26 protein-coding genes and 1 pseudogene are annotated in these 26,033 nt (G+C 68.2%); 15 read left to right on the forward strand and 12 right to left on the reverse strand.

Going from position 1 to position 26,033, the window contains the following annotated elements:
• The first annotated feature begins 100 nt into the window (after positions 1–100).
• Positions 101–544, forward strand: coding sequence for an Lrp/AsnC family transcriptional regulator (locus M673_RS21320; protein ID WP_187301368.1), 444 nt, complete (start codon positions 101–103; stop codon positions 542–544).
• 22 nt (positions 545–566) lie between these two features.
• Here M673_RS21320 and M673_RS21325 read toward each other — a convergent pair whose 3' ends face one another.
• The 6 genes from M673_RS21325 to M673_RS21350 all read right to left on the reverse strand — a co-directional run bounded on the left by M673_RS21325 (position 567) and on the right by M673_RS21350 (position 6,825).
• Positions 567–1,721, reverse strand: a complete 1,155-nt coding sequence (locus M673_RS21325) for a Gfo/Idh/MocA family protein (protein ID WP_061978754.1) — start codon at positions 1,719–1,721, stop codon at positions 567–569.
• 4 nt (positions 1,722–1,725) lie between these two features.
• Positions 1,726–2,484 carry a sugar phosphate isomerase/epimerase family protein gene (locus M673_RS21330; RefSeq protein ID WP_061978755.1) on the reverse strand — a complete coding sequence of 253 codons (759 nt, stop codon included), beginning with the start codon at positions 2,482–2,484 and terminating at the stop codon, positions 1,726–1,728.
• Between the two features lie 155 nt (positions 2,485–2,639).
• The gene (locus M673_RS21335; RefSeq protein ID WP_374700977.1) at positions 2,640–3,731 is read right to left on the reverse strand and encodes an ABC transporter ATP-binding protein; all 1,092 of its coding nucleotides are present in this window, start codon (positions 3,729–3,731) and stop codon (positions 2,640–2,642) included.
• Positions 3,732–3,733: 2 nt separating this feature from the next.
• A complete protein-coding gene (locus M673_RS21340) occupies positions 3,734–4,654 on the reverse strand; it encodes a carbohydrate ABC transporter permease (protein ID WP_061978756.1) in 921 nt (306 codons plus the stop codon).
• Positions 4,654–5,538 (reverse strand): carbohydrate ABC transporter permease, encoded by an 885-nt coding sequence (locus M673_RS21345; protein ID WP_061978757.1) that lies wholly within the window; start codon positions 5,536–5,538, stop codon positions 4,654–4,656. The genes M673_RS21340 and M673_RS21345 overlap by 1 nt, the downstream gene beginning before the upstream one ends.
• A gap of 63 nt (positions 5,539–5,601) precedes the next feature.
• The gene (locus M673_RS21350) at positions 5,602–6,825 is read right to left on the reverse strand and encodes an ABC transporter substrate-binding protein (protein WP_061978957.1); all 1,224 of its coding nucleotides are present in this window, start codon (positions 6,823–6,825) and stop codon (positions 5,602–5,604) included.
• Positions 6,826–6,982: 157 nt separating this feature from the next.
• On the opposite strand from M673_RS21350, the gene M673_RS21355 reads away from it, so the two are divergent.
• From M673_RS21355 to M673_RS25170, 6 genes are all read left to right on the forward strand, one after another.
• The gene (locus M673_RS21355) at positions 6,983–8,044 is read left to right on the forward strand and encodes a LacI family DNA-binding transcriptional regulator (RefSeq protein ID WP_187301365.1); all 1,062 of its coding nucleotides are present in this window, start codon (positions 6,983–6,985) and stop codon (positions 8,042–8,044) included.
• A gap of 190 nt (positions 8,045–8,234) precedes the next feature.
• Positions 8,235–9,347: an ABC transporter substrate-binding protein gene (locus M673_RS21360; RefSeq protein WP_082639978.1), complete on the forward strand. Its 1,113-nt coding sequence runs from the start codon at positions 8,235–8,237 to the stop codon at positions 9,345–9,347.
• A 62-nt stretch (positions 9,348–9,409) separates the two neighbouring features.
• Entirely contained in the window at positions 9,410–10,462 is a 1,053-nt protein-coding gene (locus M673_RS21365) for a FecCD family ABC transporter permease (RefSeq protein WP_061978759.1), read from the forward strand.
• The gene (locus M673_RS21370; protein WP_061978760.1) at positions 10,459–11,277 is read left to right on the forward strand and encodes an ABC transporter ATP-binding protein; all 819 of its coding nucleotides are present in this window, start codon (positions 10,459–10,461) and stop codon (positions 11,275–11,277) included. The genes M673_RS21365 and M673_RS21370 overlap by 4 nt, the downstream gene beginning before the upstream one ends.
• Positions 11,274–11,537, forward strand: a complete 264-nt coding sequence (locus M673_RS25165; protein ID WP_306302811.1) for a hypothetical protein — start codon at positions 11,274–11,276, stop codon at positions 11,535–11,537. The genes M673_RS21370 and M673_RS25165 overlap by 4 nt, the downstream gene beginning before the upstream one ends.
• 36 nt (positions 11,538–11,573) lie before the next feature.
• Positions 11,574–11,717 (forward strand): hypothetical protein, encoded by a 144-nt coding sequence (locus tag M673_RS25170; protein ID WP_306302812.1) that lies wholly within the window; start codon positions 11,574–11,576, stop codon positions 11,715–11,717.
• Positions 11,718–11,736: 19 nt separating this feature from the next.
• Here the strand turns inward: M673_RS25170 and M673_RS21380 are convergent, their stop codons facing one another.
• The 6 genes from M673_RS21380 to M673_RS21405 all read right to left on the reverse strand — a co-directional run bounded on the left by M673_RS21380 (position 11,737) and on the right by M673_RS21405 (position 18,395).
• Positions 11,737–13,035, reverse strand: coding sequence for a D-tagatose-bisphosphate aldolase, class II, non-catalytic subunit (locus M673_RS21380; RefSeq protein WP_061978761.1), 1,299 nt, complete (start codon positions 13,033–13,035; stop codon positions 11,737–11,739).
• On the reverse strand, positions 13,032–14,000 hold the full coding sequence (locus M673_RS21385) for a tagatose kinase (protein ID WP_061978762.1): 969 nt from the start codon (positions 13,998–14,000) through the stop codon (positions 13,032–13,034). Before M673_RS21385 ends, M673_RS21380 begins: the two co-directional genes overlap by 4 nt.
• A gap of 25 nt (positions 14,001–14,025) precedes the next feature.
• Positions 14,026–15,039: a LacI family DNA-binding transcriptional regulator gene (locus tag M673_RS21390; protein WP_061978959.1), complete on the reverse strand. Its 1,014-nt coding sequence runs from the start codon at positions 15,037–15,039 to the stop codon at positions 14,026–14,028.
• A 109-nt stretch (positions 15,040–15,148) separates the two neighbouring features.
• Complete coding sequence (locus tag M673_RS21395) at positions 15,149–16,159, reverse strand: zinc-dependent alcohol dehydrogenase family protein (RefSeq protein WP_061978763.1); 1,011 nt, start codon at positions 16,157–16,159, stop codon at positions 15,149–15,151.
• Positions 16,160–16,204: 45 nt separating this feature from the next.
• Complete coding sequence (locus M673_RS21400) at positions 16,205–16,975, reverse strand: L-iditol 2-dehydrogenase (RefSeq protein ID WP_061978764.1); 771 nt, start codon at positions 16,973–16,975, stop codon at positions 16,205–16,207.
• A gap of 103 nt (positions 16,976–17,078) precedes the next feature.
• The gene (locus M673_RS21405; protein ID WP_061978765.1) at positions 17,079–18,395 is read right to left on the reverse strand and encodes an ABC transporter substrate-binding protein; all 1,317 of its coding nucleotides are present in this window, start codon (positions 18,393–18,395) and stop codon (positions 17,079–17,081) included.
• 329 nt (positions 18,396–18,724) lie between these two features.
• On the opposite strand from M673_RS21405, the gene M673_RS21410 reads away from it, so the two are divergent.
• The 8 genes and pseudogenes from M673_RS21410 (at position 18,725) to M673_RS21440 (ending at position 26,031) form a co-directional block, all read left to right on the forward strand.
• Positions 18,725–18,994: a helix-turn-helix domain-containing protein gene (locus M673_RS21410; RefSeq protein ID WP_061978766.1), complete on the forward strand. Its 270-nt coding sequence runs from the start codon at positions 18,725–18,727 to the stop codon at positions 18,992–18,994.
• 54 nt (positions 18,995–19,048) lie between these two features.
• The gene (locus M673_RS24365; RefSeq protein ID WP_148640219.1) at positions 19,049–19,252 is read left to right on the forward strand and encodes a hypothetical protein; all 204 of its coding nucleotides are present in this window, start codon (positions 19,049–19,051) and stop codon (positions 19,250–19,252) included.
• A gap of 518 nt (positions 19,253–19,770) precedes the next feature.
• Positions 19,771–19,836 (forward strand): annotated as a pseudogene (locus M673_RS25225) (hypothetical protein); the annotation flags it as partial.
• 394 nt (positions 19,837–20,230) lie between these two features.
• Positions 20,231–20,449: a TOBE domain-containing protein gene (locus M673_RS25230; RefSeq protein WP_061978768.1), complete on the forward strand. Its 219-nt coding sequence runs from the start codon at positions 20,231–20,233 to the stop codon at positions 20,447–20,449.
• Positions 20,433–21,947 (forward strand): sulfatase-like hydrolase/transferase, encoded by a 1,515-nt coding sequence (locus tag M673_RS21425; protein WP_061978769.1) that lies wholly within the window; start codon positions 20,433–20,435, stop codon positions 21,945–21,947. Before M673_RS25230 ends, M673_RS21425 begins: the two co-directional genes overlap by 17 nt.
• A gap of 445 nt (positions 21,948–22,392) precedes the next feature.
• Positions 22,393–23,184 (forward strand): DeoR/GlpR family DNA-binding transcription regulator, encoded by a 792-nt coding sequence (locus tag M673_RS21430; protein ID WP_061978770.1) that lies wholly within the window; start codon positions 22,393–22,395, stop codon positions 23,182–23,184.
• Between the two features lie 84 nt (positions 23,185–23,268).
• On the forward strand, positions 23,269–24,777 hold the full coding sequence (gene glpD, locus M673_RS21435) for a glycerol-3-phosphate dehydrogenase (RefSeq protein ID WP_061978771.1): 1,509 nt from the start codon (positions 23,269–23,271) through the stop codon (positions 24,775–24,777).
• Positions 24,778–24,951: 174 nt separating this feature from the next.
• Positions 24,952–26,031, forward strand: coding sequence for an ABC transporter ATP-binding protein (locus M673_RS21440; protein WP_061978772.1), 1,080 nt, complete (start codon positions 24,952–24,954; stop codon positions 26,029–26,031).
• Positions 26,032–26,033 lie beyond the last annotated feature (2 nt).

Genomic DNA, 26,033 nt, shown 5'->3' on the forward strand with positions numbered 1-26,033 from the left:
TCACATAAAGGCAGCATAAAGACGGAGCGGGTGGATCATAGCGTCGGTTTGCTTCAATCGACGCTTCCGATTAGACAATATGACGACGCGTTTTGACGGAATGCCCGGTATGATCGACCTGACGGTGAAGGACCGAGAGCTCTTGGCACTTCTTGGCGAGAATGCTCGGATGCCGGTGGCGACGCTGGCCAAGCGGCTGGGGGTGTCCCGCACCACGGCGCAGGCGCGGCTGGAGCGCCTGGAGCGGATCGGCGTGATCGCGGGCTACGGCGTCAGGCTGTCGGAGGCCTATGCGTCCAGTCTGGTGCGGGCGCATATCCTCGTCACCATCGCGCCGAAGTCGCTCAGTGAGGTGACGGCCGCGATGGGCAAGGTGCAGGCCGTCACCGAGCTTCACTCGATCAGCGGCGCGTTCGATCTGATCGCGATCATCGCCGCGCCGTCCATCGCCGAACTCGACCAGCGGATCGACGAGATCGGCGCGATCGAGGGCGTGGAGCGCACGCAATCCTCGATCATTCTTTCCACGCGCATCGCGAGGTGAAGCCGGTCGGCGGGCCGTCCGTTCAGCCGGCCTCGCGCATCGACGCCTCGCCCAAGAGCGACAGCGCCTCCTCGTCCGTCAGCGGCTCGGGGCGCTCGCAGCGGGACGCGACCGCGACGCCGCGTTCCTCCTCGGCGGAGCGAAGGATGGACAGCATGACGTCGAGAATGTGGAACGCCCAGTCGCCGTTGACGCGGCAGGTGCGCCCGCTCTCGATCGCCCGCGCCATCTCGGCCAGGCCGAGGCCGCGATAATTGGCGTAGAGCGGCTTGGCGAGGGGGTAGTTCACCCGGCCGAAGAAGCGCTCGCTCGTGTCGCTCGGCCGCCAGTCGTCGCGGTCTTCGGCCCGCTCGATCCGCCCACCGAAGAAGTTGGGGTCGGGCACGCGCAGCGAGGCCGTTTCGCCATGCAGCTCGATCGGCAGATGCGCGTGCTTCCAGACGTCCCAGCTCGCCAGAAGCGTGACCTGCGCGCCGCTCTCGAAGGACAGGACGGCGTGGACGGTGGTCGGCACCTCGACGCGGATGCGCTGGCCGACATTCGGCCCCTCGGCCGTGACGACGCGCTCAGGCAGGCCGATCCGGCCGACGGCGGTAACCTTCGCCACCGGCCCCAGCAGCGTCACCAGCGCGCCGATGTAATAGGGTCCCATGTCGAGAACGGGGCCGCCGCCAGGCTGGAAATAATAGGCCGGCGCGGGGTGCCAGTGCTCCATGCCGCGCGACATGATGGTGGCGATGCCGGAGACGACGGGGCCGGTCACGCCCTCGTCGATCAGACGGCGGCAGGTCTGAAGGCCGGGGCCGAGGATCGTGTCGGGCGCCGAGCCGACCTGCAGCCCCCTTTCCCTGGCGGAGGCCACGATGGCGCGGCCGTCCTCCAGCGACGTCGCGAGCGGCTTCTCGGTATAGACATGCTTGCCAGCTGCCAGCGCCCGCAGCGAGACCTCGGCATGGGCGTCCGGGTTGGTGAGGTTGAGGACGATGTCCACGTCGTCGCTGGCGTAGAGTTCGTCCAGCGACAGGGCTTTCAACCCATACTGCCCCGCCCTCGTCTCGGCCGCCTCGCGCCGCATGTCGGCGCAGGCGGTAAAGCGGATGTCGCGAAACAGCGCCGCGTTTCTGAGATAGATGTCGGAAATGACGCCGCATCCGACAAGGCCGATACGCTGCACCATCGGGTCAGCTCCTTTCTTCGAAACGCCGGAAAGCTGCGAGCGACGTGCGCGCGAAGCGGGTGAAATCGCTGGGATTGTCGTGTTCGGCGATCATCAGATCGGCCCCAGCCGCCTTGCCCGCCTTCCACAGCGCTTCCCAGTCGAGCACGCCTTCGCCGACATCGGCCCAGCCGTCCTCGTCCGTCTTGGTGCCGGCAGGCGCGATGTCCTTGACGTGCAGGGACGCGACGCGGCCGGAATAGCGCTGGAGCCAGGCGGCGGGGTCCTCTTCGCCGCGCACGACCCAGGCGAGATCCGCCTCCCATTCGATCGCGGGATCGGCGTCGAGAATGTAGCTCAGCGGCCGACCGCCGCCCTCGACCTCGCGCATCTCGAAATCATGATTGTGCCAGGCGGCGCGCAGGCCCTCCGCCTTCACGCGCCGGGCGATCGTGGCCACGCGCTCGCCGAAGGCCTGCCAGCCCGCCGCGTCGCTCGGGCGCGCGTCCGGCAGGAGATAGGGCAGAACAACGATCTCGTTGCCGAGCGTGCGGGCGATCTCCATGCAGCGGGCGAAATCGCTTTCCAGAAGCTCGACGCTGAAATGGCCGCTGCGCGCCGAAAGGCCGTTGGCGTCCAGCGCCGCCTTGAGAGCCGGCACGTCGTCGTAGAGCCCGCGAAAGCATTCGACATCGGTGTAGCCGAGGGCGGCGAGGTCCCGCAGCCGGTCCGCCAGCGGCGGAGCGTTGCGGGCGGAATAAAGCTGCATGGAGAAGGTGGTCATGACGAACTCCTTGTGAAGCGACGAAGGGGAAGGCGGGAGGCCGCGCGTCGGCCGTCCTTCCCCGTGGTCGCGCGGGAAGGCCGGGGCCGGCGGTGGACGATGGGGTGTCCGGCCCGTCTCGCTGGGGCCGGGCGCTGGGCGGAAGGGTGGCTGGGCTAGAGCCGTTCGCCGTCCGGTCCGAAGAGCGAGGCCTTGGGCATGTCGAGCGCGAAGCGCAGCGTTTCGCCGACGCGGTGGCCGCTTTCGCCGTCGGTGCGGATCGCCAGAGGCTGGCCGCCGAGGCTGGTCCAGAGCAGCGTGTCGGCGCCCATCGGCTCCACGACCTCGATGCGCCCTTCGGCCGGAACGAGGCCGGGGCCCTCCCCGCCCCTCAAACGGATATGCTCGGGGCGCAAGCCGAGGCTGGCCTCGCCGGGCGGCGGCGCGCCCGTGCCCGCGAATTCGTAGCCACTGAGCGGCAGGTCCTGCGACCCGGCGCGAAACCGGCCGTTCTCCAGGCGCCCTTCGATGAAGTTCATTGCGGGCGAGCCGATGAAGCCGGCAACGAACCGGTTCACCGGGCGGCGATAGACCTCCGCGGGCGGCCCGAGCTGCTGGATGACGCCGCCCTTCATGACGACGATCCGGTCCGCCAGCGTCAGCGCCTCGATCTGGTCGTGGGTGACGTAGATCATCGTGTTGCCGAGGCTCTGGTGCAGGCGCTTGATCTCCACCCGCAGCTCGGCCCGCAGCTTGGCGTCGAGATTGGACAAGGGCTCGTCGAACAGGAACACGTCGACCTCGCGCACCAGGGCGCGGCCGATGGCGACGCGCTGGCGCTGGCCGCCGGACAGTTCCGCCGGCTTGCGCTTGAGATAGGGTTCGAGCTGCAGCATCTTCGCCGCCTTGGCGATGCGCGCCGCGATGTCGGCGCGCGGCGTGCCGTTCATGCGCAGGCCGAAGGACAGGTTCTCCTCCACGCTCATGCGCGGATAAAGCGCGTAGGACTGGAACACCATGCCGATGCCGCGATCCTTCGGCTCGGCCCAGGTGACGTTGCGCCCGGAAATCCAGATCTCCCCGTCGGTGATGTCGAGAAGCCCGGCGATGGCGTTGAGCAGCGTGGACTTGCCGCAGCCCGACGGCCCCAGCAGCACGAGGAACTCGCCCTGCCGCACCTCCAGATCGAGCTTGTCGATCGCGCGCAGCGCGCCGTAGTGGATGTCGAGCTCGCGAACCGCGACGCTCATAGCCTGAACGCTGGACATCATCATCCCTTCACGCTCCCCGCTGCAATGCCCCGCACGAACCAGCGGCCGGACAGGAGATAGACGACGAGCGGCACGAGGGCCGTGAGGATCGTCGCCGCCATGTTGACGTTGTGGAGTTTCTCGCCCTGCGCGGCGTTGACGATGTTGTTGAGCTGCACCGTCATCGGCAGGTTCTCGCGGCCCGCGAAGACGAGGCCGAGAATGAAGTCGTTCCAGATGCCGGTGACCTGAAGAATGACGGCGACCACCAGCATGGGCGTCGACATGGGCAGCATCACATGGGCGAAGATGCGCCAGAAGCCGCCGCCGTCGATGCGCGCCGCCTTGAACAGCTCGGGCGGAAGGCCGGCATAGAAGTTGCGGAACAGGAGCGTCATCACCGGCAGGCCGAAAATGACGTGGACGAGCACGATGCCCGGCAGCGAGCCGTAGATGCCGAGCGTCGAGAAGATGCGCACCAAGGGATAGATGAAGACCTGATAGGGGATGAAGGCCCCGAGCAGCAGAACCACGAAGAGCACATTGGCCCCGCGCACCCGCCAGAGCGACAGGGCGTAGCCGGTGACCGAGCCGAGCGCGATCGAGGCGATCACGGACGGCACGAGGATCTTCACCGAGTTCAGGAAACCGACCTGGATGCCGGAGCAGTCGAGCCCGGTGCAGGCCGTGGACCATGCCGCGACCCAGGCCTGGAAGCCGGGATCGGCGGGCCAGGCGAAGATGTTGGCGAGGCGCACCTCGTCCATGGTCTTCAGCGAGGTGACGATCATGATGTAGAGCGGCAGCAGGAAGAAGGCCGCCGACAGGGCGAGGAAGGCGTAGAGCCCGACCCGGCCCGCCGTGAGGCGCCGGGGCCGGGCGCCGCGATGGGTGGCGGCGCGGTCGAGGGTCGCGGGCGAGATCGTATCGATCGTGGTCATCAGGCGCCTCCCCTCTCCTTGCGGAAGTATTCGGCATAGATCCAGGGCGCCAGGACGCAGAGGACGGTGACGAGAAGAACCGTCGAGGCGGCAGCGGCCAAGCCGATATTCTGGCGCTCGAACAGGTAGTCCATCACGTATTTGGCGGGCACGGCGGTGGACGTGCCGGGGCCGCCGTTGGTCAGCGCGACCACGAGATCGTAGACCTTCACCACCGCGATCGAGAGCAGCACCACGGAGGTGATGATCATCGGCTTGAGCAGCGGCAGCACGATCGAGACATAGACGCGCCAAGTCGGAATGCCGTCGACGCGGGCGGCCTTCCACAATTCCTCGTCGACGCCGCGCAGGCCCGCCAGCATCAGCGCCATGACCAGCCCGGCCGACTGCCAGACGCCGGCGATCACCACGGCATAGAGCGCCATGTCGCGCCGCACGACCCAGTCGAAGCGGAAGCTCGCCCAGCCCATGGACTGCACGGCCTCCTGAATGCCGAGCGTCGGGTTCATCATCCATTGCCAGACGAGGCCGGTAACGATGAAGGACATGGCGTGCGGATAAAGGAAGATGGTCCGCAGCCCGTCCTCGCCGCGCACGCGCTGGTCGATCGCCACCGCGAGCAGAAAGCCGAGAACCAGGCAGAAGCCGATGAACAGGACGCCGAACAGCGCCATGTTCTGCACCGAGACCAGCCAGCGCGGATCGCCGAACAGGCGCTGATATTGCTCGGTGCCGACGAACGTGTTGACCGGGAGCAGCCGGGAGCCGGTGAAGGACATCCAGACCGTCCATCCCATCGTCCCGACATAGGCGAAGAGAACGATGAGGATCGTGGGAGACAGCGCGACGACCGGGACGGCCGAGCGCCGGATGCGCGTCGCCATGGGCGGGCTTCCTTTCAGCGTTCGGGACGGTGCGGGGCCGCGCCGGAGGCGACCCCGACGCGCTCAGCGGGCGGCCGTCATGACGGAGGCGAAGTCCGCCGCGAAATCTTCCGCCGTCGCCGAGGGATCGTTGAAGTAGGAGGTGATCGTGTCCTGCAACGCGCCGACCGTGTCGGCCGAAACGTGGAAGTTGACGGACGGGATCTGGTTGGCCGGGTCCTTCACCAGTTCGGCGCCCCGGCGCGCGCAGGCGTCCATGCTGGAGACATCGACATCGGTGCGCACGGGGATCGAGCCCTTCTTCTCGTTGAAGGCGATCTGCGTTGCGGGGTCGAGCAGGGTCTTGGCGAGAAGCGTCTGAGCCTCGGTCGCCGCGCCGCCGCCGATCTTGGGAAACACGAAGACGTCGCCGCCCATGAGATAGCCGGCCTCGCCCGGCACGAGGGCGCAGCCCGCTTCCTTGCCCGGCGTCTTTCCGGCGGCGATGAAGTCGCCCTTGGCCCAGTCGCCCATGATCTGGATGCCGGCCTGGCCGGTGATGACCATGCTGGTGGCGTCGTTCCAGTTGCGACCCGGCGCGCCCGCGTCGATATAGTCGCGCATACGGTGGAAGGTCGCGGCGACGCGCTGGAAGGCCTCGGACTTGATCGCCGCCTCGTCCTTGTCGCGATAGACCTTGTAGAACAGGTCCTTGCCGCCTTGGCCCAGCAGCACGGCGTCGAACACCAGCGCCTCCTGCCAGGGCTGGCCGCCCCAGGCGATGGGCGTGACACCCGCCGCCTTCAGCTTGTCCATGTCGGCGAAGAACGCGTCGAACGTCTTGGGCGCTTCGCTGATCCCGGCTTTCTGGAAGGTCTCGGTGTTGTAGAACATCCAGTTGTGGCCGTGGATATTGACCGGCACGGCGTAGAACTTGCCCTCGCGCGAGGCCGCCTGGACGATCGGCGCGGGGATGACGTCGCGCCATTTCTGCTCGGCGGCGACGGCGTCGAGATCCACCAGCAGACCCTGGCCGACGAGATCGTCGAACTGTCGGCCGGTGTTGAACTGCGAGGACGTGGGCGGATTGCCGCCGACGATGCGGTTGATGGCCGCCGCACGGGCGTTCTGGCCGCCGCCGATCGCGGCATCGACCCAGGTTCCGCCGGCCTTCTCGTAGGCATCGGCGAAGACGCGCACGCCCGCCGCCTCGCCGCCCGATGTCCACCAGTGCATCACTTCGGCCCGCAACGGCTCCTGCGCCGAGGCACCCGACAAGACGGCGCCAGACAAGATAGCGCAAGACATCGTGGCGCCCAAAAGGGCACCTCGCATCAGCTTCAACATGGACTCTCCTCCCAGAGACGACTCGTTCGACTGATGTAATCGATTACAAAACTAATGCTATTCGACACTGCAATCGATTACAAGTAAGATGATCTTGAAATCGTTCTTGCGGAGCAGCATGGCATTGGCGAAAAACAGGGTTGGCGGTGCAGCGCAAGGGGTGCGGATCGGCGACGTGGCGTTGGAGGCCGGCGTCTCCACCGCCACGGTCAGCCGGGCGCTGGCCAGCCCGGATCAGGTTCGGCCCGAGTTGCGCGCCCGGGTCCACGCCGCCGTCGCCAAGCTTGGCTACACGCCCAATGCGGCGGCGCGCCAGCTTCGCGTCAAACGCAGCCGCACCGTGCTGGTCGTCACGCGCAAGCGCTGGAGCGCGCCCTTCTTCGCCGAGGTTCTGCGCGGGCTCGACGCCGAGTTCGCGGCTGCGGGCTACGCCATGGTGCTCGGCAATGTGGACTCCGTCGAGGGCGAGCGCAGCCGCCAGCTCATGGACCTGATGTTTTCCGGCACGATCGACGGCACCGTGCTCCTGTCGGGGCTCGTCGCCTCGGTGGACGGCCGCACCATGTTCGACACCGGGCTCCCCCTCGTTTCGCTCTGCGCCGCGATCGAGGGAACGCACACGATCCTGACGGATGAGGACGCCTGCATGGCGCGGGCCCTGCACGAGCTCATAGCGCTCGGGCATCGCGACTTTCTCTACCTCTGCGGACCGGCCGGGAACTACAACGAGATCGTGCGCTGGCAGGCCCTGTCCGCCGCCTTCGAAGCGGCGGGCCCCGGGCTGACGCTGACACGGGCGAGCCAGGGCGACTTCTCGATGGAAAGCGGGGTGGAGGCCGCGCACGAGTTTCTGGCTGCCGGCGAGCGACGTGCGAGCGCGGTGATCGCGGTGTCCGACGAGAACGCCATCGGCTTCATGACCACGATCCAGGAGGCCGGCGTCAACGTGCCGGGCGAGGTCTCGGTGCTGGGCTTCGACGGCATCGAATTCGCCGATTTCTGCCGCCCCGCCCTGTCCACGATCCGCCAGCCCCGTTTCGAACTCGGGCGGACGGGCGCGCGCATGCTGATCGAGGCGATCGCGGCCGACACGCCGCAGGAGCCGATCCGGCACGTCCTTCGCAACGAGCTCGACCTGCGGGCCTCGACCGGACCGGCGCCCATGAGGTCTCGCCCGTAAGCAACGGAACGCGGCCGCGAGCGCAGATGGATTTTCATGAAAAGCAACTGCAATGATAAGGCGATATTACTGAACGTCGAATAGAAGCGTTCTATTCTAAAATACTTCCAAACTAAACTTGTTGCCGATGGTATCCGTGGGTGGTAGGCGGCTTTCTGCTTACGTTCCTCTTCAGGAGACCATCGTGTCCATGACCCTGCGCCGCATCGCGGCGGCGAGCTTGATCGCCCCTTTTCTGGCCTTGGCTGCGACGACGCTCGCGGCCGCCGAGCCGCGCTCGGTGACCGACGTGATCGGACGCGAGGTGAAGGTCGACCTGCCCGCCCAGCGCGTCGTTCTCGGTTTCTACTTCGAGGACTATATGGCGGTCGGCGGGGAGAAGGCCTTCGATCGCGTCGTCGGCCTGTCGCGCGAGGCCTGGGAAGGCTGGGTGCCCGCCAACTGGGCCATGCACACGGCCCATCGCCCGTCCCTGACCGACATCGCCGATGTCGGCGAGGTCGAGGCGCAGACCTTCTCCGTCGAGAAGGTCTTGGCGCTCAAGCCCGATCTCCTGGTTCTGGCGGACTGGCAGTACAAGGCGCTGGGGCTCGATGCCGATCGCATCGAGGAAAACGGCATTCCCATCGTCGTGGTGGACTACAACGCCCAGACCGTGGAGCGCCACGCCGCCTCGACGCGGCTTCTCGGCACGCTGACGGGCGAGGAGGCACGGGCCGGCGAGATCGCCTCCTTCTACGAGGGCGCGCTGAAGGACGTGGCCGACCGGGTGGCCAAGTCCGGGCTGCTCAAGCCGAAGGTCTATGTCGAGTTCGGCAACAAGGGCCCGGCGGAATACTCGTTCACCTACGGCAAGAACATGTGGGGCGCGATGGCGACCGCCGGCGGCGGCGACAACATCGCCGCGCCCTTCGTGGAATGGTGGGGGCCGATCAACCCCGAACAGGTGCTGGCGTCCAAGCCGGACGCGATTTTTCTGTCCGGCCGCGAGAACAACAAGAACCCCGCCGCCCTTCCGATGGGCCAGGGTGTGGAGCCCGCCGTGGCGCGGGAGAAGCTGAAGGCCTTCGAGAGCCGTCCCGGCTGGGCGCAGCTTCCCGCCGTGAAGAACGGCCAGCTCTTCGGCGTCTACCAGGGCGCCTCGCGCACCAATTCCGACTTCGCGATGGTGCAGTTCATCGCCAAGCAGCTTTACCCCGCCGCCTTCGCCGACGTCGATCCGGTGGCGAACTATCTCGGCTACTACGCCAAGTATCTGCCTGTCGTGCCGAAGGGCACGTTCGCGATCGACGTGAAGGGCTGAAGCCGCCAGAGCGAGGCGCGGCGCTGGGGCTGACGCCTCCCGCGTATTGCAACGGACATTCCATGACATCCGCTTCCAAGCATGCCGGCGCGATCGCCGACCACCGACGCCGCGAGCGACGGCGCTGGCGTGCGCTGGCGCTCTTCGCGCTCGCCACCTCGGTCAGTCTCGTTCTCGACGTGGCGACCGGGCCGTCGCTGCTGCCGCCCGGCGAGGTGCTGCGCTCGCTGACCGGACTCGGCGAGCGGGCGGAGATGACGGATTCCATCGTCCGGCAGCTGCGCCTGCCCATGGCGCTGATGGCGCTCAGCGTCGGCGCGGCGCTGGGCGCGGGCGGCGCCCAGATGCAGACGATCCTCGACAATCCGATGGCCAGTCCCTACACGCTCGGCATGGCGGCGGCCGCAGGCTTCGGCGCCGCACTCGTCCTGGCGCTCGGCGGTTTCGGGCTCGACGCGATGATCGCCGTGCCCATCGGCGCCTTCGTCTTCTCCATGCTGGCCGCCCTGTTTCTCTTCGCGCTCGCCTCCATGCGGCGGATGCGGGGCGACACGATCATTCTCGGCGGCATCGCGCTGTTGTTCCTCTTCCAGTCGCTCCTTTCGCTGATCCAGTTCCTGTCTTCGCCCGAGCTCTCCCAGCAAATCCTCTTCTGGCTCTTCGGCAGCCTGACCAAGGCGACCTGGCCGACCTTCTGGCTGACAACCGCCGTCACCGCCCTCTGCGGCGCCCTGCTCCTGCGCGATTCCTGGAAGCTCGCGGCGCTGCGCATGGGCGAAACGCGGGCGGCGAGTCTTGGCGTCGATGTCCGGCGGCTCCGCATGAAGACCTTGGTGATCGTCGCGGTGATGACGGCGACCGCCACCAGCTTCGTCGGCGTGATCGGCTTCGTCGGTCTCGTCGCGCCGCATATCGCGCGGATGAGCGTCGGCGAGGATCAGCGCTTTCTCCTGCCCATGTCGATGCTCTGCGGCGCCTTGATCCTGTCGGCCGCCTCCGTCCTGTCGAAGTCGATCGTGCCCGGCGCCCTGTTTCCGGTGGGCATCGTCACCGCCATCGTCGGCGTGCCCTTTCTTCTCTGGCTGATCTTCGCACCAAGGGGCACGGGCCGATGATGCGGCTCGATGCCGTCGACGTGTCGCGCGGCGGGCGCACGATCCTGCAAGGCGTCAGCGCGTCGCTGGAGCCCGGTCGCATCCATGCCGTGATCGGCCCGAACGGCGCGGGCAAGACGACGCTGCTGCGCGCGCTCTTCGCGGATCTGCCGCTGGCGACGGGGCAGATCGAACTTGGTAGGCTCCGTCTCGGCCCCGGTCGGCCGGGCGCGGCGCTGAAAGCCTGGCGCCACGCCTTCGCCTACATGCCGCAGGACAGCGCCGCCGATGTCGCGATGACGGTTCTGGAGGTCGTGGTGCTCGGTCGGCTGGGCCGCCTCCAGTTCCATGTCGACGACGAGACGTTGCACGACGCCATGGCGCGGCTGGAGGATTGCGGCATCGCCGCTCTCGCCAACCGCTCGATCGGCTCGCTCAGCGGCGGCCAGCGCCAGATGGCCATGTTCGCGCAGGTTCTCATGCGCGAGCCCGCCGCGATGCTGCTGGACGAGCCGGTCAGCGCCCTCGATCTCAAGCACCAGATCGCGCTTCTCGACCTCGTGCGCCGCGAAACGCGGGCCAAAGGCTGGGTGACCGTCGTGGTGCTGCACGATCTCAATCTCGCCTGCCAATATGCCGACACGCTCCTCGTCGTGGCGGACGGAACGTTGCGGGCCTGCGGCCCGCCGCGAAGCCTCGTCACCGCCGATCTCATCGGCGCCGTCTACGGCGTCGAGGTCGAGATTCTGCACGATCGCGGGGGCTCGCCCATGGTTCAGCCGCTCGGAAACGTGCGTCGATCCTGCTCCTCTCCTCAGAAGGAACCGCAAAAGTGAAACCCGCTCTCGCCGCCGCGATCGCCGTGCTTCTCCTCGCCGCGCCGGGACAGGCCGCCGAGCACGAGGTGCGGATGCTGAACTATGGGAAGGACGGCGGAATGGTGTTCGAGCCGGCCTTCCTGCAGGCCGAGCCGGGCGACACGGTGACCTTCGTGCCCGGAAATAGCGGCCATTTCGTCCAGTCCTATGCCGTGCCGGACGGCGCGAAGGCTTGGAAAAGCACCGTGGACGAGCGGTTTTCGGTCCTCTTGGAGTAGGAGGGCGTCTATCTCTATGTCTGCCCGCCGCATCTCATGATGTCGATGCTCGGCGCCGTTCAGGTGGGACGAGCCGGCAATATCGAGGATGTCAAAAGCCGGGCCGCGAAGCTGCGGCCCAAGCTGGTGATGAAGGGCGAGCGGCTCGACGCCGCGCTCGCGCAGGTCGTGGAGGACTGACGCGCGCCGCCGCGCTTCGTCAGGGCCGGATCGCCTCGGCGTAGATGTCGAGAACGCGCGTCACGCTGGCCAGAAGAAGCGCTCTTGGCCGGGGCTCGACCTCGCCGGCTTCCACCAGCGGATAGAGCTGCCCGAGATGCTGGCTGACGAGCGGCAGCGGGAGGGCTCTGTCGCCGAGCCTTTCGAGAAGACGCTCCACCGCCGCCTTCGCCTCCGGCTCCGGCCAGTAGTAGCGGATGCGGTCGCTGAACGAGTAGTGGCGCTGGAGCCGCTGCTCGCTTTCGTCGCCGGGATAGTATTTCAGCCAATTGCCCGGCGCGGCGAGCATCACCCGTTCCATGGTCTCGGGCAGGGTCTCCTCGCCCTTGGCCGGCACGAGAATGTCGGCGATGGCGGAAAGGCCGTAGAGCGCCTCGCGCAGCGCGAAGGTGAGCCAGGGGCCGACTTTCAGGATGGCGAACCCGTCGCGCACCAGCGCCCGCAGGGCCACCGCCGGCTGATAGTCGGTGGAATGGGCCTCGAACACGAAGCCCGGCAGGTCTTGCAAACTGGCCGACAGGGTTCGCGCCTTGTCCGGCTCGTAGACCACGAGCTCGGCATTGCCGAACTCGACGCCCGGCTGCACGACGGCGCCCACTGCGCGGCCGAACGCCTCCGAAAGACCGGCCTTCGCGAAAGCCTCGCGATGCACCTCGATCGTGCGCCGCGCGGCGTCCGGCGTCGTAATCTGAAGATGGTCCAGCGCCTCGAAGGCGCCACCCGGCACCGGCACTTCCGTGCCCACGACATAGACGGGGAGCGGGCTGCTCTCGCCGCGCGCGGCGCCTTCGGCCCGCGCCGCCAGCCGGGCGGCGCGCTCGGCCACCACCTCGTCGGCGAGCGCCGCAGGTTCGCCCGCGCAGCCCATGGACGTGTCGAGATGCAGCTTCGTGAAGCCGGCCTCCGTGAAGGCCTCGATCATGATCTCGGCCTTTCGCATGGCCTCGTCCGCCGGCAGCGCCTTCCAGGGATTGGGCCCCAGATGGTCGCCGCCGAGCACCAGCCGGTCGAGCGGGAATCCGAGATCGGCGGCGATCCCCTCCACGAAGCGCCGGAAATCCGCTGGCGTCATGCCGGTATAGCCGCCGTCCTGGTTTACCTGATTGCAGGTCGCCTCGATGAGGACGTCCGTGCCATGCGCCAGCCCATGGCGAAGCGCGGCCTCGATCACCAGCGGATGGGCCGAGCAGACCGAGCAGATGCCGGCGGCCTCGCCGGCGGCAAAGCGCTGCGCGATCGCGGCGAAGCGCTCGCTCGCCGTGGTTGCCGCCGCGCTCATCGTCCGCTCTCCCGCTGGCTGGTTTCGATCAGGGACTGGATTTCCGCCAGGGTCCCCGTGCCCGCCATCGGCCCCTTGGCGCGGACGGCCAGGGCGCCGCAGGCATTGGCGACGCGCAACGCCTCGGCGGGGCCGGCGCCGCGAAGCCAGGCGCAGACGAAGCCCGCGCCGAAACAATCCCCCGCGCCGGTCGGGTCGATCTCTTCGGCGGCGAAGGCGGGCATGGCCGTGCGACCGTCGCGGTCGTAATGGACGGCCCCGTCCGCGCCCTTCTTCAACACGATCGTCGAAACGCCGCGATCCAGAAGCTCGGCCACCGCGCCGGCCTCGTCCTCGGCCTTGGCGAACAGGAAGAGTTCCGAGCCGGACGGCAGAAACAGGTCGCAGGATGCCAGGACGCTCGCAAGCGCCTCGCGCATGCCGGGCAGGTCCAGCATCTCGCGCCGGATATTGGGGTCGAAGGACACGGTCCCGCCCTTCGCCTTCACGGCCCGTATCGCGTCCTCCACCACCTCGATCACCACTGGGGAAAAGAGCGAGGAGCCCATGACGTGGAAATGGTCGGCCCTGTCCAGAAGCGCGCGCGCTTCCGGCGTGGTCGAGATGTGGCCGGAGGCGCTGAGCGGGATATTGTAGACGAAGGCCCGGCTTCCGTCCGCCGCGTAGCGCACGAAGGCGGTGCCGGTGGGCACGCCCGACAGCATCGCGATGGCGGACGTGTCGACGCCGCTCGCCTTAAGCCGCTCCACATTGAGCGTGCCGAAATCGTCGGCGCCCACCGCCGCGATCATGCCGCAGGCCTGCCCGAGCCGGGCCGCTTGATCGATGAAGATCGCCGGCGCGCCGGAGGGAAACGGCCCGACGAGCGGCCCCGGCTCCAGAAAGGTCTGGCCGATCCGGGTGGCCATGATCTCGACCAGGATCTCCCCGGCGGTCACCAGCATCTTCGATCCCTTCGGATCCATCGCGTTTCTCCTTGGGTGATTTCGTTCAGGCGGACTGGCGTTCGACGATCTCAGCGTCGAGAAGCACCGTCTCCTCGGCCGCGTCGTCCGCTACCTCGCCGCCCATGCGCCGCAGCAGGATATCCATCGCCCGGCGGCCGATCTCGTCGTAGTTCTGCGCCACGGTGGTCAGCGGCGGGCAGGTGTAGCGCGACAGCGGGTGGTCGTCGTGGCCGGCGATCCGCAGATGGTAATCCTCGCCCCTGCCGACCCTCAGGCCCGCCTGCCAGGCGGCGGCCAGCGCGCCAAAGGCCAGCCGGTCGTTGGCGCACAGGATCGTGCGTCCCTTCACGGAGCCGGCCTCGATCGCCATGCGCATGGTCTCGAACCCGAAGCGCTCGAAATCCCAGTCCCGCGCCGCGGGCAGGTCGAGCGACTTCGGCTCCAACCCTTGCGAGCGCATCGCGGCCTCATAGGCGCGGGCGCGGTCCGAGGCGTTGGCGTTCACCGCCGGCATGCCGAGAAACCAGGGCGGCGTGCCGGTCCGGCAGAGATGGTCGACGATCAGACCGAAGGACCGTCGATTGTCCGTCCCCACGAAGCTTGCGGGATGGGACGGCGCGGAATCGACATAGACGAGCGGGATGTCCGTCTCCAGCCGCTCCAGTGCCTGCGACCCGCCGGCCTGGGCGGCGCCCAACGGCGCCACCACCGCGCCGGCCACGCTCATGGAGGACAGGGTGCGCACCGCCTGGACCTCCTTGGCCTGATCGCCGTCCGACGACAGCACGAAGGCCTGAAACCCCGCATCACCGGCGATGGTCTGCATGCGCCGCGTCAGCGCCGCGTAGAACGGGTCCGAGGGGTCGGGAACGATGACGCCGACGATGTTGGAGCGGCGGCGCACGAGGTTGGCGGCCAGCATGTTGGGATGAAAGCCCGAGGTCGTCAGCGCCGCCTCTATGCGCCGGCGCGTCGTGTCCTTCAGGCTCGACGGATCGTTGAAGAACTTCGAGACGGTCGGCCGCGACAGGCCGACGAACAGGGAGAACTCCTCCATCGTGCGAACCGGCGTTTCGAGAACCCGCTGCCTGGGCGTCACGGCCATCCTCCCCAGAGATCGTTCGACAACCCGGTGGGGTCGGTTCGGCAACTTGTCAAACGATCTCTCAAGCCGAAAACTGGACCTTCATCGTATCGGGACCCGCTCCGCCCTTGCGAAAGAAGGGGCCGACCTCGTCCAAGGGAAGCCGGTGCGACACGAGCCGGCTCATGCCGCCGACATCGCTGCGCAACAGCGCGAGGGCGCGCTCGATCTGCCCGTTCAACGAATGCGCGCCGCAGAGGCGCAGCTGTCGGCGAAAGATTTCGAACGGCGCGATTTCGATGCGCGCATCGGGCGCGCAGACGCCGAAGAAAAGAACCGTGCCGCCATCGGCGGCATAGCTCGGCAGCGTCGCGGCCACGCTGGCGACCCCCGTCGCGTCCGCCGCGAAGTCGAAGCCGCGCTTCATCGCCTCCAGCGCGGAGGACCCCGGCGCCATGGCCTCGAGGCCGAGCGACTGCGCGAAGACCAGACGATGCTCGTTGATGTCGGCGACGACGACGCGCCCGGCGCCGGCGCTTTTCAGCGCGAGGGCCAAAAGCAGGCCGATGGGCCCGGCGCCGATCACCAGCGCCGCCTCAGGGCGGCGGCCGCCGGGCGCGGTGACGCCCGACGCGTCGAGCCCGTTGAGCACGCAAGCCAAGGGCTCGGCCAGCGCCGCCGTGTCGAAGGCGAGATCGCCGATGTCGTGGAGATGGCTGACATCGACGAGGCAATATTCGGCAAAGCCGCCGTCCCGCGTCACCCCATAGGCTTCCAGCCGCTCGCAGAGATTGGCGAGCCCCTTGCGGCAGGACGCGCAGTGGCCGCAGGCGATGTTGGGGTCCGCCACCACGCGGGCGCCGACTTCGAGCGTCGAGACGTCGTCGGCCACCGCTTCCACCACACCCGCGAACTCGTGGCCGGGAACGATGGGAAACGCGCCCGCCCCGTATCGGCCATGCAGGATGTCGATGTCCGTGTGGCAGAGGCCCGACGCCTTGATGCGCACCAGGGCATGTCGAGGCCGGATCGCGGCCACCGGCAGATCGGTGACGACGGCCACGCCTTCGGACTGGAACTGAACGGCCTTCATGCTTGGGCTCCCGAGAGAGGGTGGATGGCGCGGACCCCCAAGGGATCAGCTCATCCAGTTGCCGCCGTCGACATTGTAGGTCTGCGCCAGGATGTAGTCGCTGTCGCTGGAGGCGAGAAAGACGGCGAGACCCGCGATGTCCTCGGGCTTGGCGAAGCGGCCGATCGGAACGCTTTTCGCCACCGCCGCCTTCTTCTCGCCGGGGGCGAGGCCCTCCCATTTGGCGAAGGCGGCGTCCACCTGCTCCCAATGCTCGCCGTCCACCACGCCGGGGGCGATAGCGTTGACCTGGATGCCGTGCTTCACGAGGCCCAGCGCGGCGGACTGCGTGGCCGAGATGATGGCGGCCTTGGAGGCGCAGTAGAGCAGAACCAGCGCCTCGCCCCGGCGCCCGGCCTGGCTCGCCATGTTGATGATCTTGCCGCCGCGCTTGCGCGCGATCATGGCGTTGGACACCGCCTTCATCATGAAGAGCGGCCCTCTCAGGTTGACCGACAGGACCCGCTCGTAGCTCTCGGGCGTGATGTCGGTGATCGGCGCCATGTCGAAGATCGCCGCGTTGTTCACGAGGATGTCGATGCCGCCATGGGCCTCGTCCACCTCGGCCACGACGCGCTCGATCGAGGCGAGATCGGTGACGTCGAGCCGCACGGCATGGGCCTGCGGGCCGATCTCCCCGGCCGCCTGCGTGGCGCGCTCGATATTGACGTCGGCGATCACGACGCGGGCGCCTTCGCGAACGAAGGCCTGCGCGAAGCCGAGCCCGATGCCCCGGGCTCCGCCCGTGACGAGTGCGGTCTTACCCTCGAGTTTCATTGGTTCGATCCTGATCGGGAAAGGGGTTCCGGCGGCCTTGCGGCTGCGGCGCCGGTTTGGGGGGAAACGGGCGCCGGACCTAAATGTCCGGCGCCCGAAGCCGTTACTTGATGTAGCCCGCGCGGGTCATCTCGCGCGTGGCCTGCGACTGGGCCGCGGCCAGCGCCTGATCCACCGTGATGGTGCCCGACAGCGCCGAGGCAATCTGCTGGCCCACCGCCGTGCCGAGCCCCTGGAACTCGGGGATGGCGGCGAACTGAAGGCCGACATAGGGCTTGTCGGGGCCGGTCGAGGGGTCGGCGGCGTTCATGGAGCGCAGCGTCTCGGCGGCGAAGGGCGCGGCCTTCAGGTAGTTTTCGTTCTGGTAGAGCGAGGTCCGCGTGCCCGGAGGAACGTTGCCCCAGCCTTCCTTCTCGGCGACGAGCTTGGAATAGTCGCTGTCGGTCGCCCAGGCGATGAAGGTCTCGGCGGCTTCCTTCTTCTGCGAAGAAGCCGGGATCGCCAGCGACCAGGCCCAGAGCCAGTTCGCGCCGCCGTTCGGGCAATTGTCGACGCCGCAGGGCGCGGCCGTGAAGCCGACCTTGTCGGAGACCTGGCTCTGCTGCGGGTTGGTCACGAAGGAGCCAAGGCTCGTGGCGTCGATCCACATGCCGCACTTGCCCTGCGCGAACAGCGACAGATTCTCGTTGAAGCCGTTCGACGCCGCGCCCGGCGGGCCGAACTTCTGCATGGTCTCGACATAGCTGGCGACCGCCTTCTTCCAGCCTTCCGACTCGAACTGCGGCTTCCAGGCGGCGTCGAAATAGTTGGCGCCGAAGGAGCGGGCGAGGCTTCCGAGGAACGCCATGTTCTCGCCCCAGCCCGGCTTGCCGCGAAGGCAGATGCCGTAGACCCCGGCCGACTTGTCGGTCATCTTCTCGGCGGCCTGGGTGATGAAGCTCCAGGTAGGCTTCTCGGGCATGGTCAGCCCGGCCTTCTGCATCAGGTCCGTGCGATAGGCCGTCAGCACGCTTTCGCCGTAGAAGGGCGAGGCGAAGAGCTTGCCGTTCACCGACAGCGCGTCGCGCACGGGCGGCAGGAGCCCGTCGATGTCGAAAGCCGCGCCCAGATTGTCGAGCGGCGCGAGCCAGTCCTTGCGGGCCCAGATCGGCGCCTCGTAATTGCCGATCGTCAGAACGTCGAACTGGCCGCCCTTGGTGGCGATGTCGGTGGTCACGCGCTGGCGCAGCACGTTCTCTTCGAGCGTCACCCAGTTGATCTTGATGTCGGGGTGCTTCGCCTCGAACTCCGGCGTGAGCCGCTGCATGCGGATCATGTCGTTGTTGTTGACGGTCCCGACGGTAAGCACCGTCTGCGCCTGTGCGGGCAAGACGATCGCGAGAGCCGCGACGCAGCCCAGAGCCCATGATTGCAGGTTCATGCCTTCCTCCCAAACAACGATCCGTCGCCGAACTGCTGCAAGCGCGAGCCGGTCGCACCGGCCTCGTCGCGAGACCGGACATGCCCGGCGCCTCGTCGATCCAGCTTCGGTCCTCACCCACCGGTCAGCGCCGCTCTCCCTTCGACGCCCGCAAATTGCTACACGTGTAAACTTTTCCGGTCAAGAGCCCGCCGGCTCGATCTTCGAACTCGCGCCTTCGCTCCGAAAGGACCCTTCCCGTCCGGGGTCCGGCGAGGCGCGCGGCTTGCTCTTCGCCTCGCCTTGCCCCCATAAGTCGCCCTGTTCGGCGGCAAGAGGATCAGCGGCAGATGGCCATTTCCATTCCGCAATTGCACGGGGTGGAGGCCTTGGCCCGCACCGGGCAGTTCTCGCGCGCGGCGCGGGAGATCGGCGTCAGCGATCCGACCGTCTCGGCGCAGGTTCAGGCCTTCGAGGCCGCCACGCCGATGCGCCTCTTCCTGCGCGACGGGCACTCCTTGCGCGTCGCGCCCGAGGCGGAAGGCCTGATGGCGAAGATCCGCATCGCGCTGAGCTCCTTCGACGAGGTGGAGCATGACCTCACCGAGCGGCAGGCGTAGGCCGCGCGGCGCCTGTCGATCGGCGTCCAGTTCTGGCGTCATGTCGGTTGGCCGGTGCTGCGGCCCTTTCTCCTCGCCTCCTGGCTTTTGATCTTCACATGGTCGGTCGGCATGATCGGCATGAGCCGCACTTTGCAGGGCTCGCTCTTCGGCAGCCAGCGCATGCCGGCCATGGCCGTGATCCTCATGCTCTGCGCCATGATCAGCCTCACGCTCTGTCGCGTCGTCGTCCCTCGGGGGTTGAAATGGCTGACGTGACCCTTCCCGCCCCATCCCGCCGCCTGCGGCTGACGCGCAGTGCGCCCGGCGCCGCGCGCGGCACGAGCTGGGGTGCCTGGCCGCTCCTGCTCGTCGCGACCCTCTCTATCCTCGTGCCGATGGCGACCTTGGTGCTCTACAGTCTGGCGACGCGTTGGACGTCCAACGTCCTGCCGGACGGCTACACGCTCTCCCATTGGGCACAGGGCTTTGCCGATCCGCGCTTTCGCGAGGTGCTCTGGCGCTCCCTCTGGCTCGCGGTGCTCGTGGCGGTGATCGAGATCCTGCTTGTCGCCCCGGTGGTCTATTGGCAGCGCGTGCGCAACCCGGCGATCCGCCCGGTTCTCGAAACACTTGCCGCCATTCCCTTCGCCATGCCGCTTCTCGTGATCGCCTTCGGTCTCCTGCGCGCGACGGGCGATGATCTCCCCGCCGCGCAGGGCACGTTCGGCTCTCCCCTGAAGCTGCGCGGCGCAAGCGCGCAGCGCATCCGCCAGCGGGCGGACGAGCTTCTGGAAATGGTGGGCCTCACCGAGCGCGCCGACCACCCTCCCAACCAGCTATCCGGTGGCCAGCAGCAGCGCACGGCGCTGGCCCGCGCGCTCGCGGCCGATCCGGCCGTTCTACTTCTGGACGAGCCGCTTTCGGCGCTCGACGCCGTGGTGCGCGACCATCTGCGAGACGAGATCCGGCGCATCCAGCAGAGCATCGGCATCACCGCGATCCTCGTCACGCACGATCAGGCCGAAGCGCTGGCCGTGGCCGACCGGGTCGTCGTCATGCGCGCGGGGCGTATCGAACAGGTCGCCGCCCCGGCCGAGCTCTACGACCGGCCCACCAGCGCCTTCAGCGCCGGCTTCATCGGCGGGCGCAACCGGTTCGACTTGGCCGCCGAGAACGGCGAAGCGCGCCTCGGCGCGATCCGCTTCCCCGCGCCCTCGGGGGCGAGCCGCGCCGGCGTCTTCGTGTGCGCTGAGGATGTCCGCCGAAGCGCGGAGGGGCGACGGCGAGGCGGCGACCGTCGAAGCCCGTCTGTTCCAGGGGCAGACGACGCGCTTCTGTCTCTCGCTGCCCGGCGAGGACGGCCCGCTTCGCTTGAAGGTGGACTGGCCGAGCCGCGCGGTCGGCGACTTTCATCCCGGCGACCGGGTTCATGTGGCGATCGACCCGGCGGAGGCCCATGTCTTCCCGCTGTGAGGGCCCCGTTTTGACCTACGACATTCTCTTCATCACCGCCGACCAATGGCGCGCCGACCATTTGCCCGGCCGCGCGCCTGTCGCGCTACCGAACCTCGAAGCGCTGCTGCAGGGCAGCGTCTTGTTTCGGCGCCATTACACGCAGGCCTATCCGTGCGGCCCCGCCCGCGCGGGCCTGCACACCGGGCTCTACCCGCACAAGCACCGTTCGATCCTCAACGGCACGCCGCTCGACGCGCGCCACCCGACCGTGTTCTCGCTGATGCGCCGCGCCGGCGTCCGGCCGCGCCTTTTCGGCTACACCGACACGACCGCCGACCCGCGCCTGCTACCGCCCGGCGACCCCGCGATCGGCGACTATGAGGGCGTCGCCCCCGGCCTGGAAGTGGACACGCTTCTGACCGAGCGCGCGACGCCCTGGCTCGCCCATCTCAAGCGGCGTGGCGCCGCCGTGCCGCATCCCGAGCGGGGGCGCGACGCCATCTTCGCCGCGCGGCCCTTCGGCGCGCCGGCCCTGTTCGACGCGGAGGATTCCGAAACCGCCTTTCTGACGGACCGTTTTCTCGACTGGTTCTCGGTCGCCGGCCCCGAGCCCTTCTTCGCGCATCTTTCCTTCATCGCGCCCCATCCGCCCTTCGCGGTGGCCGAGCCCTTCCATTCGCTGGTCGATCCCGCCGACGTCGCGCTGCCGATCGGCTGGGGCGCCTTCGCGCGAGAGGGAGCGCAGCATCCGCTGATCGCCTTCCATCAAGCGCGAACAAATATGTCCAACTTCGCGCCCGGCCTTGCCGGCCCGGCGGTCGCCGCCGACGAGGCGAGCGTTCGGCGCATTCGCGCCACCTATGCCGGGATGGCGGCGGAGGTGGACCATCATCTCGGCCGCATCGTCGCGGCGCTGAAGGCCGCGGGCCGCTGGGAGCGCACGCTCCTCGTCCTGTCGGGCGACCATGGCGAGCAATTGTTCGACCACGGGCTCCTCGGCAAGCTCGGCTATTTCGACCAGTCGGCCCATATCCCGCTGATCCTGCGCGACCCCCGGCCCGAGGCCGACGCCGCGCGCGGCAGCGTGGTGGACGCCGTCACCCAGTCGATCGATCTCCTGCCGACCCTTCTCGATTTCGCCGGCCTTCGCCCACCCGCCAATGTCGACGGCGAAAGCCTCCGGCCCTTCTGCCGGGGCGAGCGGCCCGCCGGCTGGCGCGACGCGGCCCATTGGAGCTTCGACTTCCGCGATCTCGTCCGGGGGCGGCCGGAGGCCCCGCAAGGGCTGACGGACCGACTCGCTTCGCTGCACGTGGTCCGCACCGAGCGCCTGAAATACGTCCACTTCCCCGGCCTGCCCCCTGCGATCTACGATCTGGCGAGCGACCCGGAAGAGCGGCGTAATCTGGCCGGCGACGCGGCGGGCGAGCGCCTGCGTGTGGAAGGGCTGGAGCGCCTCCTCAACCTCAGGCTCCGCCACGAGGACAACACCCTCACCGAGTGGTCGCCTGATTGAACCGAGCGGCCGTCAGGGCCGCAGGCGCGCGCCCGCCGGGTCGAAAAGCCAAGCGTCCTCCAGCCGGAACCGCGTCTCGACCCGCTTGCCGGGCGGCGGCGCCGGCCCAGCCTTTAGGCATTCCCAAGCCGCGCGGTGCTACATTGGAAATTGCCGGTTCCTCGCCCCTTCGAAGCCTTCGTAATCTCCTGCGTCCAACGCCTTTGCGGGCCTCGTCTCTCCTTGTGCGGCAGAGAGTGTTCGGTTCACGCACACAGGCGTCCCCCAGCCTGCCGAGCGATGCGGTGAAGGTGTTCGATCGCTGTTCGACATAGGCGATCGCCCATTCCGCTTCATTGTCAGACTCCATCCCCGGCCCGATGCGCACTCTTTCGTTCGGCGGTTTCGCTTTATCTGCGCGGACTTTCGTTTATGACCGAAGGGTCGCAACTCTTCGGAGGCCCGCATGCTGTCCGATCGCCAAAGCCAGATTCTGGACCTCGCGCGCCGGCAGGGCCGCGTGCAGGTGGACGAGCTGTCGCAACGCTTCGAGGTCAGCGTCCAGACCATCCGCAAGGATCTCAACGACCTGTGCGACGGGCGCCTCCTGTCCCGCATTCATGGCGGCGCGGTGGTCTCCTTCGGGGCGGAGAATGTCGGCTACGACGCGCGCCGCCTGATCGCCGCCGGTGAAAAGGCCGCGATCGGCAGGGCGGTCGCCGATCTCGTGCCCAACGGCGCCTCGCTCACCATCAATATCGGCACCACGACGGAGGCCGTCGCGACGGCCTTGTCGCGCCACCAGGGTCTGATGGTGGTGACCAACAACATCAATGTCGCAACCACGCTGCGCCCCTGCCCCGAGATCGAGGTCGTGATCGCGGGCGGTACGGTGCGACGCTCCGATGGCGGCATCGTGGGCGAGGCGGCGGTGGATTTCATCCAGCAGTTTCGGGTCGATTTCGCGGTGATCGGCGTGTCCGCGATCGAGGCGGACGGCACGCTGCTCGACTACGACTATCGCGAAGTGCGCGTCGCCCAGGCCATCATCGCCAATGCGCGCCACACGATCCTCGTGTCCGACGCCACCAAGTTCGAGCGCACGGCCTCGGTGCGAATCGGCAATATCCGCGAGATCGGCACGTTCGTGACCGATCATTGCCCGGTGGAGGAGTTCCGGCAGGTCTGCAAAGCCGCCCAGGTCCGGCTGATCGAAGTGGCGTCGCGGGACAAGACTCCGTCCATCACGAGCGATTGACTTTCGTTTTCCTTTCGATATCGTCGCATCAGATTTCGCAACCGGCGAATACATGCTGCGATGCGAAAGTGAGCGGGACCGGACATGGCGCAGTTCGACGTCTTCATTATCGGCGGGGGCATCAACGGCTGCGGCATCGCGCGCGACGCCGCCGGGCGCGGCTACAGCGTCGGTCTCGCCGAGATGAACGACCTCGCCTCCGGCACGTCCTCCTGGTCCACCAAGCTGATCCATGGCGGATTGCGCTATCTCGAACACTACGAGTTCCGACTGGTGCGCGAGGCGCTGGCCGAGCGCGAGGTGCTCTGGCGCATCGCGCCCCATATCGTGCGCCCGCTGCGCTTCGTGCTGCCCTATCACAAGGGCCTGCGCCCGGCTTGGCTGCTGCGGCTCGGCCTGTTTCTCTACGATCATATCGGCGGGCGGCGGCAGTTGCCGGCCACGAGCGGCGTCGATCTCGCCGGCCCGCTCGGCGCGCCGCTGAAGACCGGCTTCACCAAGGGCTTCGAATATTCCGACGCGCGGGTGGACGACGCGCGGCTGGTGGTGCTCAACGCGCGGGACGCCGAGGCGCGCGGCGCCGAGATCATGGTCGGGACGGAAGTCACCGAAGCCCGGCGCGAAGGCGCGCTCTGGCGCATCCGGCTGCGGGACCGGCGCGCGGGCGGCACTGAGCGGGTGGTCACCGCGCGCTTCCTCGTCAACATGGCGGGGCCGTGGGTGGATCGCGTGATCCAGCGCGCGCTCGGCCAGAGCGAGGCGCGGCACGTGCGCCTCGTGCAGGGCTCGCACATCGTCACGCGCAAGCTCTTCCACCACGACCGCGCCTATATCTTCCAGAACGCCGACCAGCGCATCGTCTTCGCCATTCCCTACGAGCGCGACTTCACGCTGATCGGCACGACGGACCGGGACTATGACGGCGACCCGGCCAAGGTCGCCATCACGGACGAGGAATCCGACTATCTCTGCCGCGCCGCCTCGGACTATTTCGAGCGCCCGGTGACGCGGGCCGACATCGTCTGGACCTATTCCGGCGTTCGCCCGCTCTTCGACGACGGCGCCTCCAAGGCGCAGGAGGCGACGCGCGACTATGTCCTCAAGGTCGAGGGCGATGCGGCGCGCGGCGAGGCGGGGCTTTTGAACGGCTTCGGCGGCAAGATCACCACCTATCGCAAGCTGGCCGAAGACGCGCTGGAGCGCATCGGCGAGCGCATCGGCGCCAAGGGCGCGCCCTGGACAGGCAGCCGCCCCCTGCCCGGCGGCGACTTCGCCACCGACGGCGTCGGCGCGATCGAGGCGGAGCTTTCGCGTCTCGCCCCCGCGCTGGACCAGGCGACGGTCTCGCGCATGGTCTCGGCCTATGGGCGGGACGCGCTGGGTATCGCAGGCAACGGTCTTGGCCGCGATCTCGGGCATGGCCTCTTCGAGGCCGAGCTCGGCTGGCTGGTGGAGCGCGAATGGGCGCGCACGGCCGAGGACGTGCTCTGGCGGCGATCCAAGCTCGGCCTGCGGTTCTCGGCCACGGAGGTCGAGGCGCTGGAACGGGCCATCGAAGGTTTGGTGGCGATCCGAAAGACCGCCGCCGCTTGAGGACAACGAGGCTCCGACGCGCGGCAGGAGGCGCGGGAGCCTGAGGACATGTCCGGCCGGAGCGAGATCGCTCCCGTGTTGGACGAGGGTTGAGAACAGACAGATCGAGCCTTCCCGGTGCCCTTGTGCGCACCCAAAGGGCTCGAACGCGACGGGTGGGCCTGGGAGGGTTCGATGCTGGAACTGATCGACGTGACGCGCATGGTCGGAGCCGAGACGCATATCGACCGCGTGTCGCTGCGCCTCGAACGCGGCTCGCTGAACGTGCTTCTCGGGCCGACGCTCGCGGGCAAGACCAGCCTCATGCGCCTGATGGCCGGGCTCGACCGGCCGACATCGGGCCGCATCCTGGCCGATGGAGTGGACGTGACGGGCGTGCCCGTGCGCCGGCGCAACGTCGCGATGGTCTACCAGCAGTTCATCAATTATCCCGCCTTCACGGTCTACGAGAACATCGCCTCGCCGCTGCGCGTCGCCGGTCGCTCGCAGGCGGAGATCGACGCCGCCGTTTCGCGCGCCGCCAAGTTGATGAAGCTGGAGCCCTATCTCCAGCGCACGCCGCTCAACCTCTCCGGCGGCCAGCAGCAGCGCACGGCGCTGGCGCGCGCCCTGGTCAAGGGCGCCGATCTCGTGCTGCTCGACGAGCCGCTCGCCAATCTCGACTACAAGCTGCGCGAGGAACTGCGCGAGGAACTGCCGCGCATCTTCGCCGAAACGGGCGCCGTCTTCGTCTATGCCACGACCGAGCCGACCGAGGCGCTTCTGCTCGGCGGCAACACGGCGACGATGAGCCAGGGCCGCATCACCCAGTTCGGGCCAACGGCCAATGTCTATCGACGCCCGGCCGATCTCGTCACCGCCCGCACCTTTTCCGATCCCCCGCTCAACGTCGCCTCCGCCGTGAAGGGCGCGGAGGGTCTGGCCTCTTCGCTCGGTTTCTCCGTGCCGCTGCCGCCCGTGGCGCGGATGCTGCCGGACGGGCCCTGCCAGATCGGCCTTCGCCCACATCATCTTTCGCTGACAAACCGCCCCGGCTCGGTCGCTATGCAGGGCACGGCCGTCATCGCCGAGGTGACGGGCTCGGAAACCTTCGTTCATGCCGAGGTCGCGGGGCAAAGGCTCGTCGCGCTTCTGCCCGGCATCCAGCGCGTGGAGCCGGGCGAGGCGGTCACGCTTCACTTCGACCCCGCCGCGCTTCTCGTCTTCGATGCGAGCGGGCGCGCGGTCGGCGAACCCGCCCGGTTGGCGGCCTGAGG

Source organism: Aureimonas sp. AU20, from assembly GCF_001442755.1.
In the GTDB taxonomy this organism is placed as follows: Bacteria; Pseudomonadota; Alphaproteobacteria; order Rhizobiales; family Rhizobiaceae; genus Aureimonas.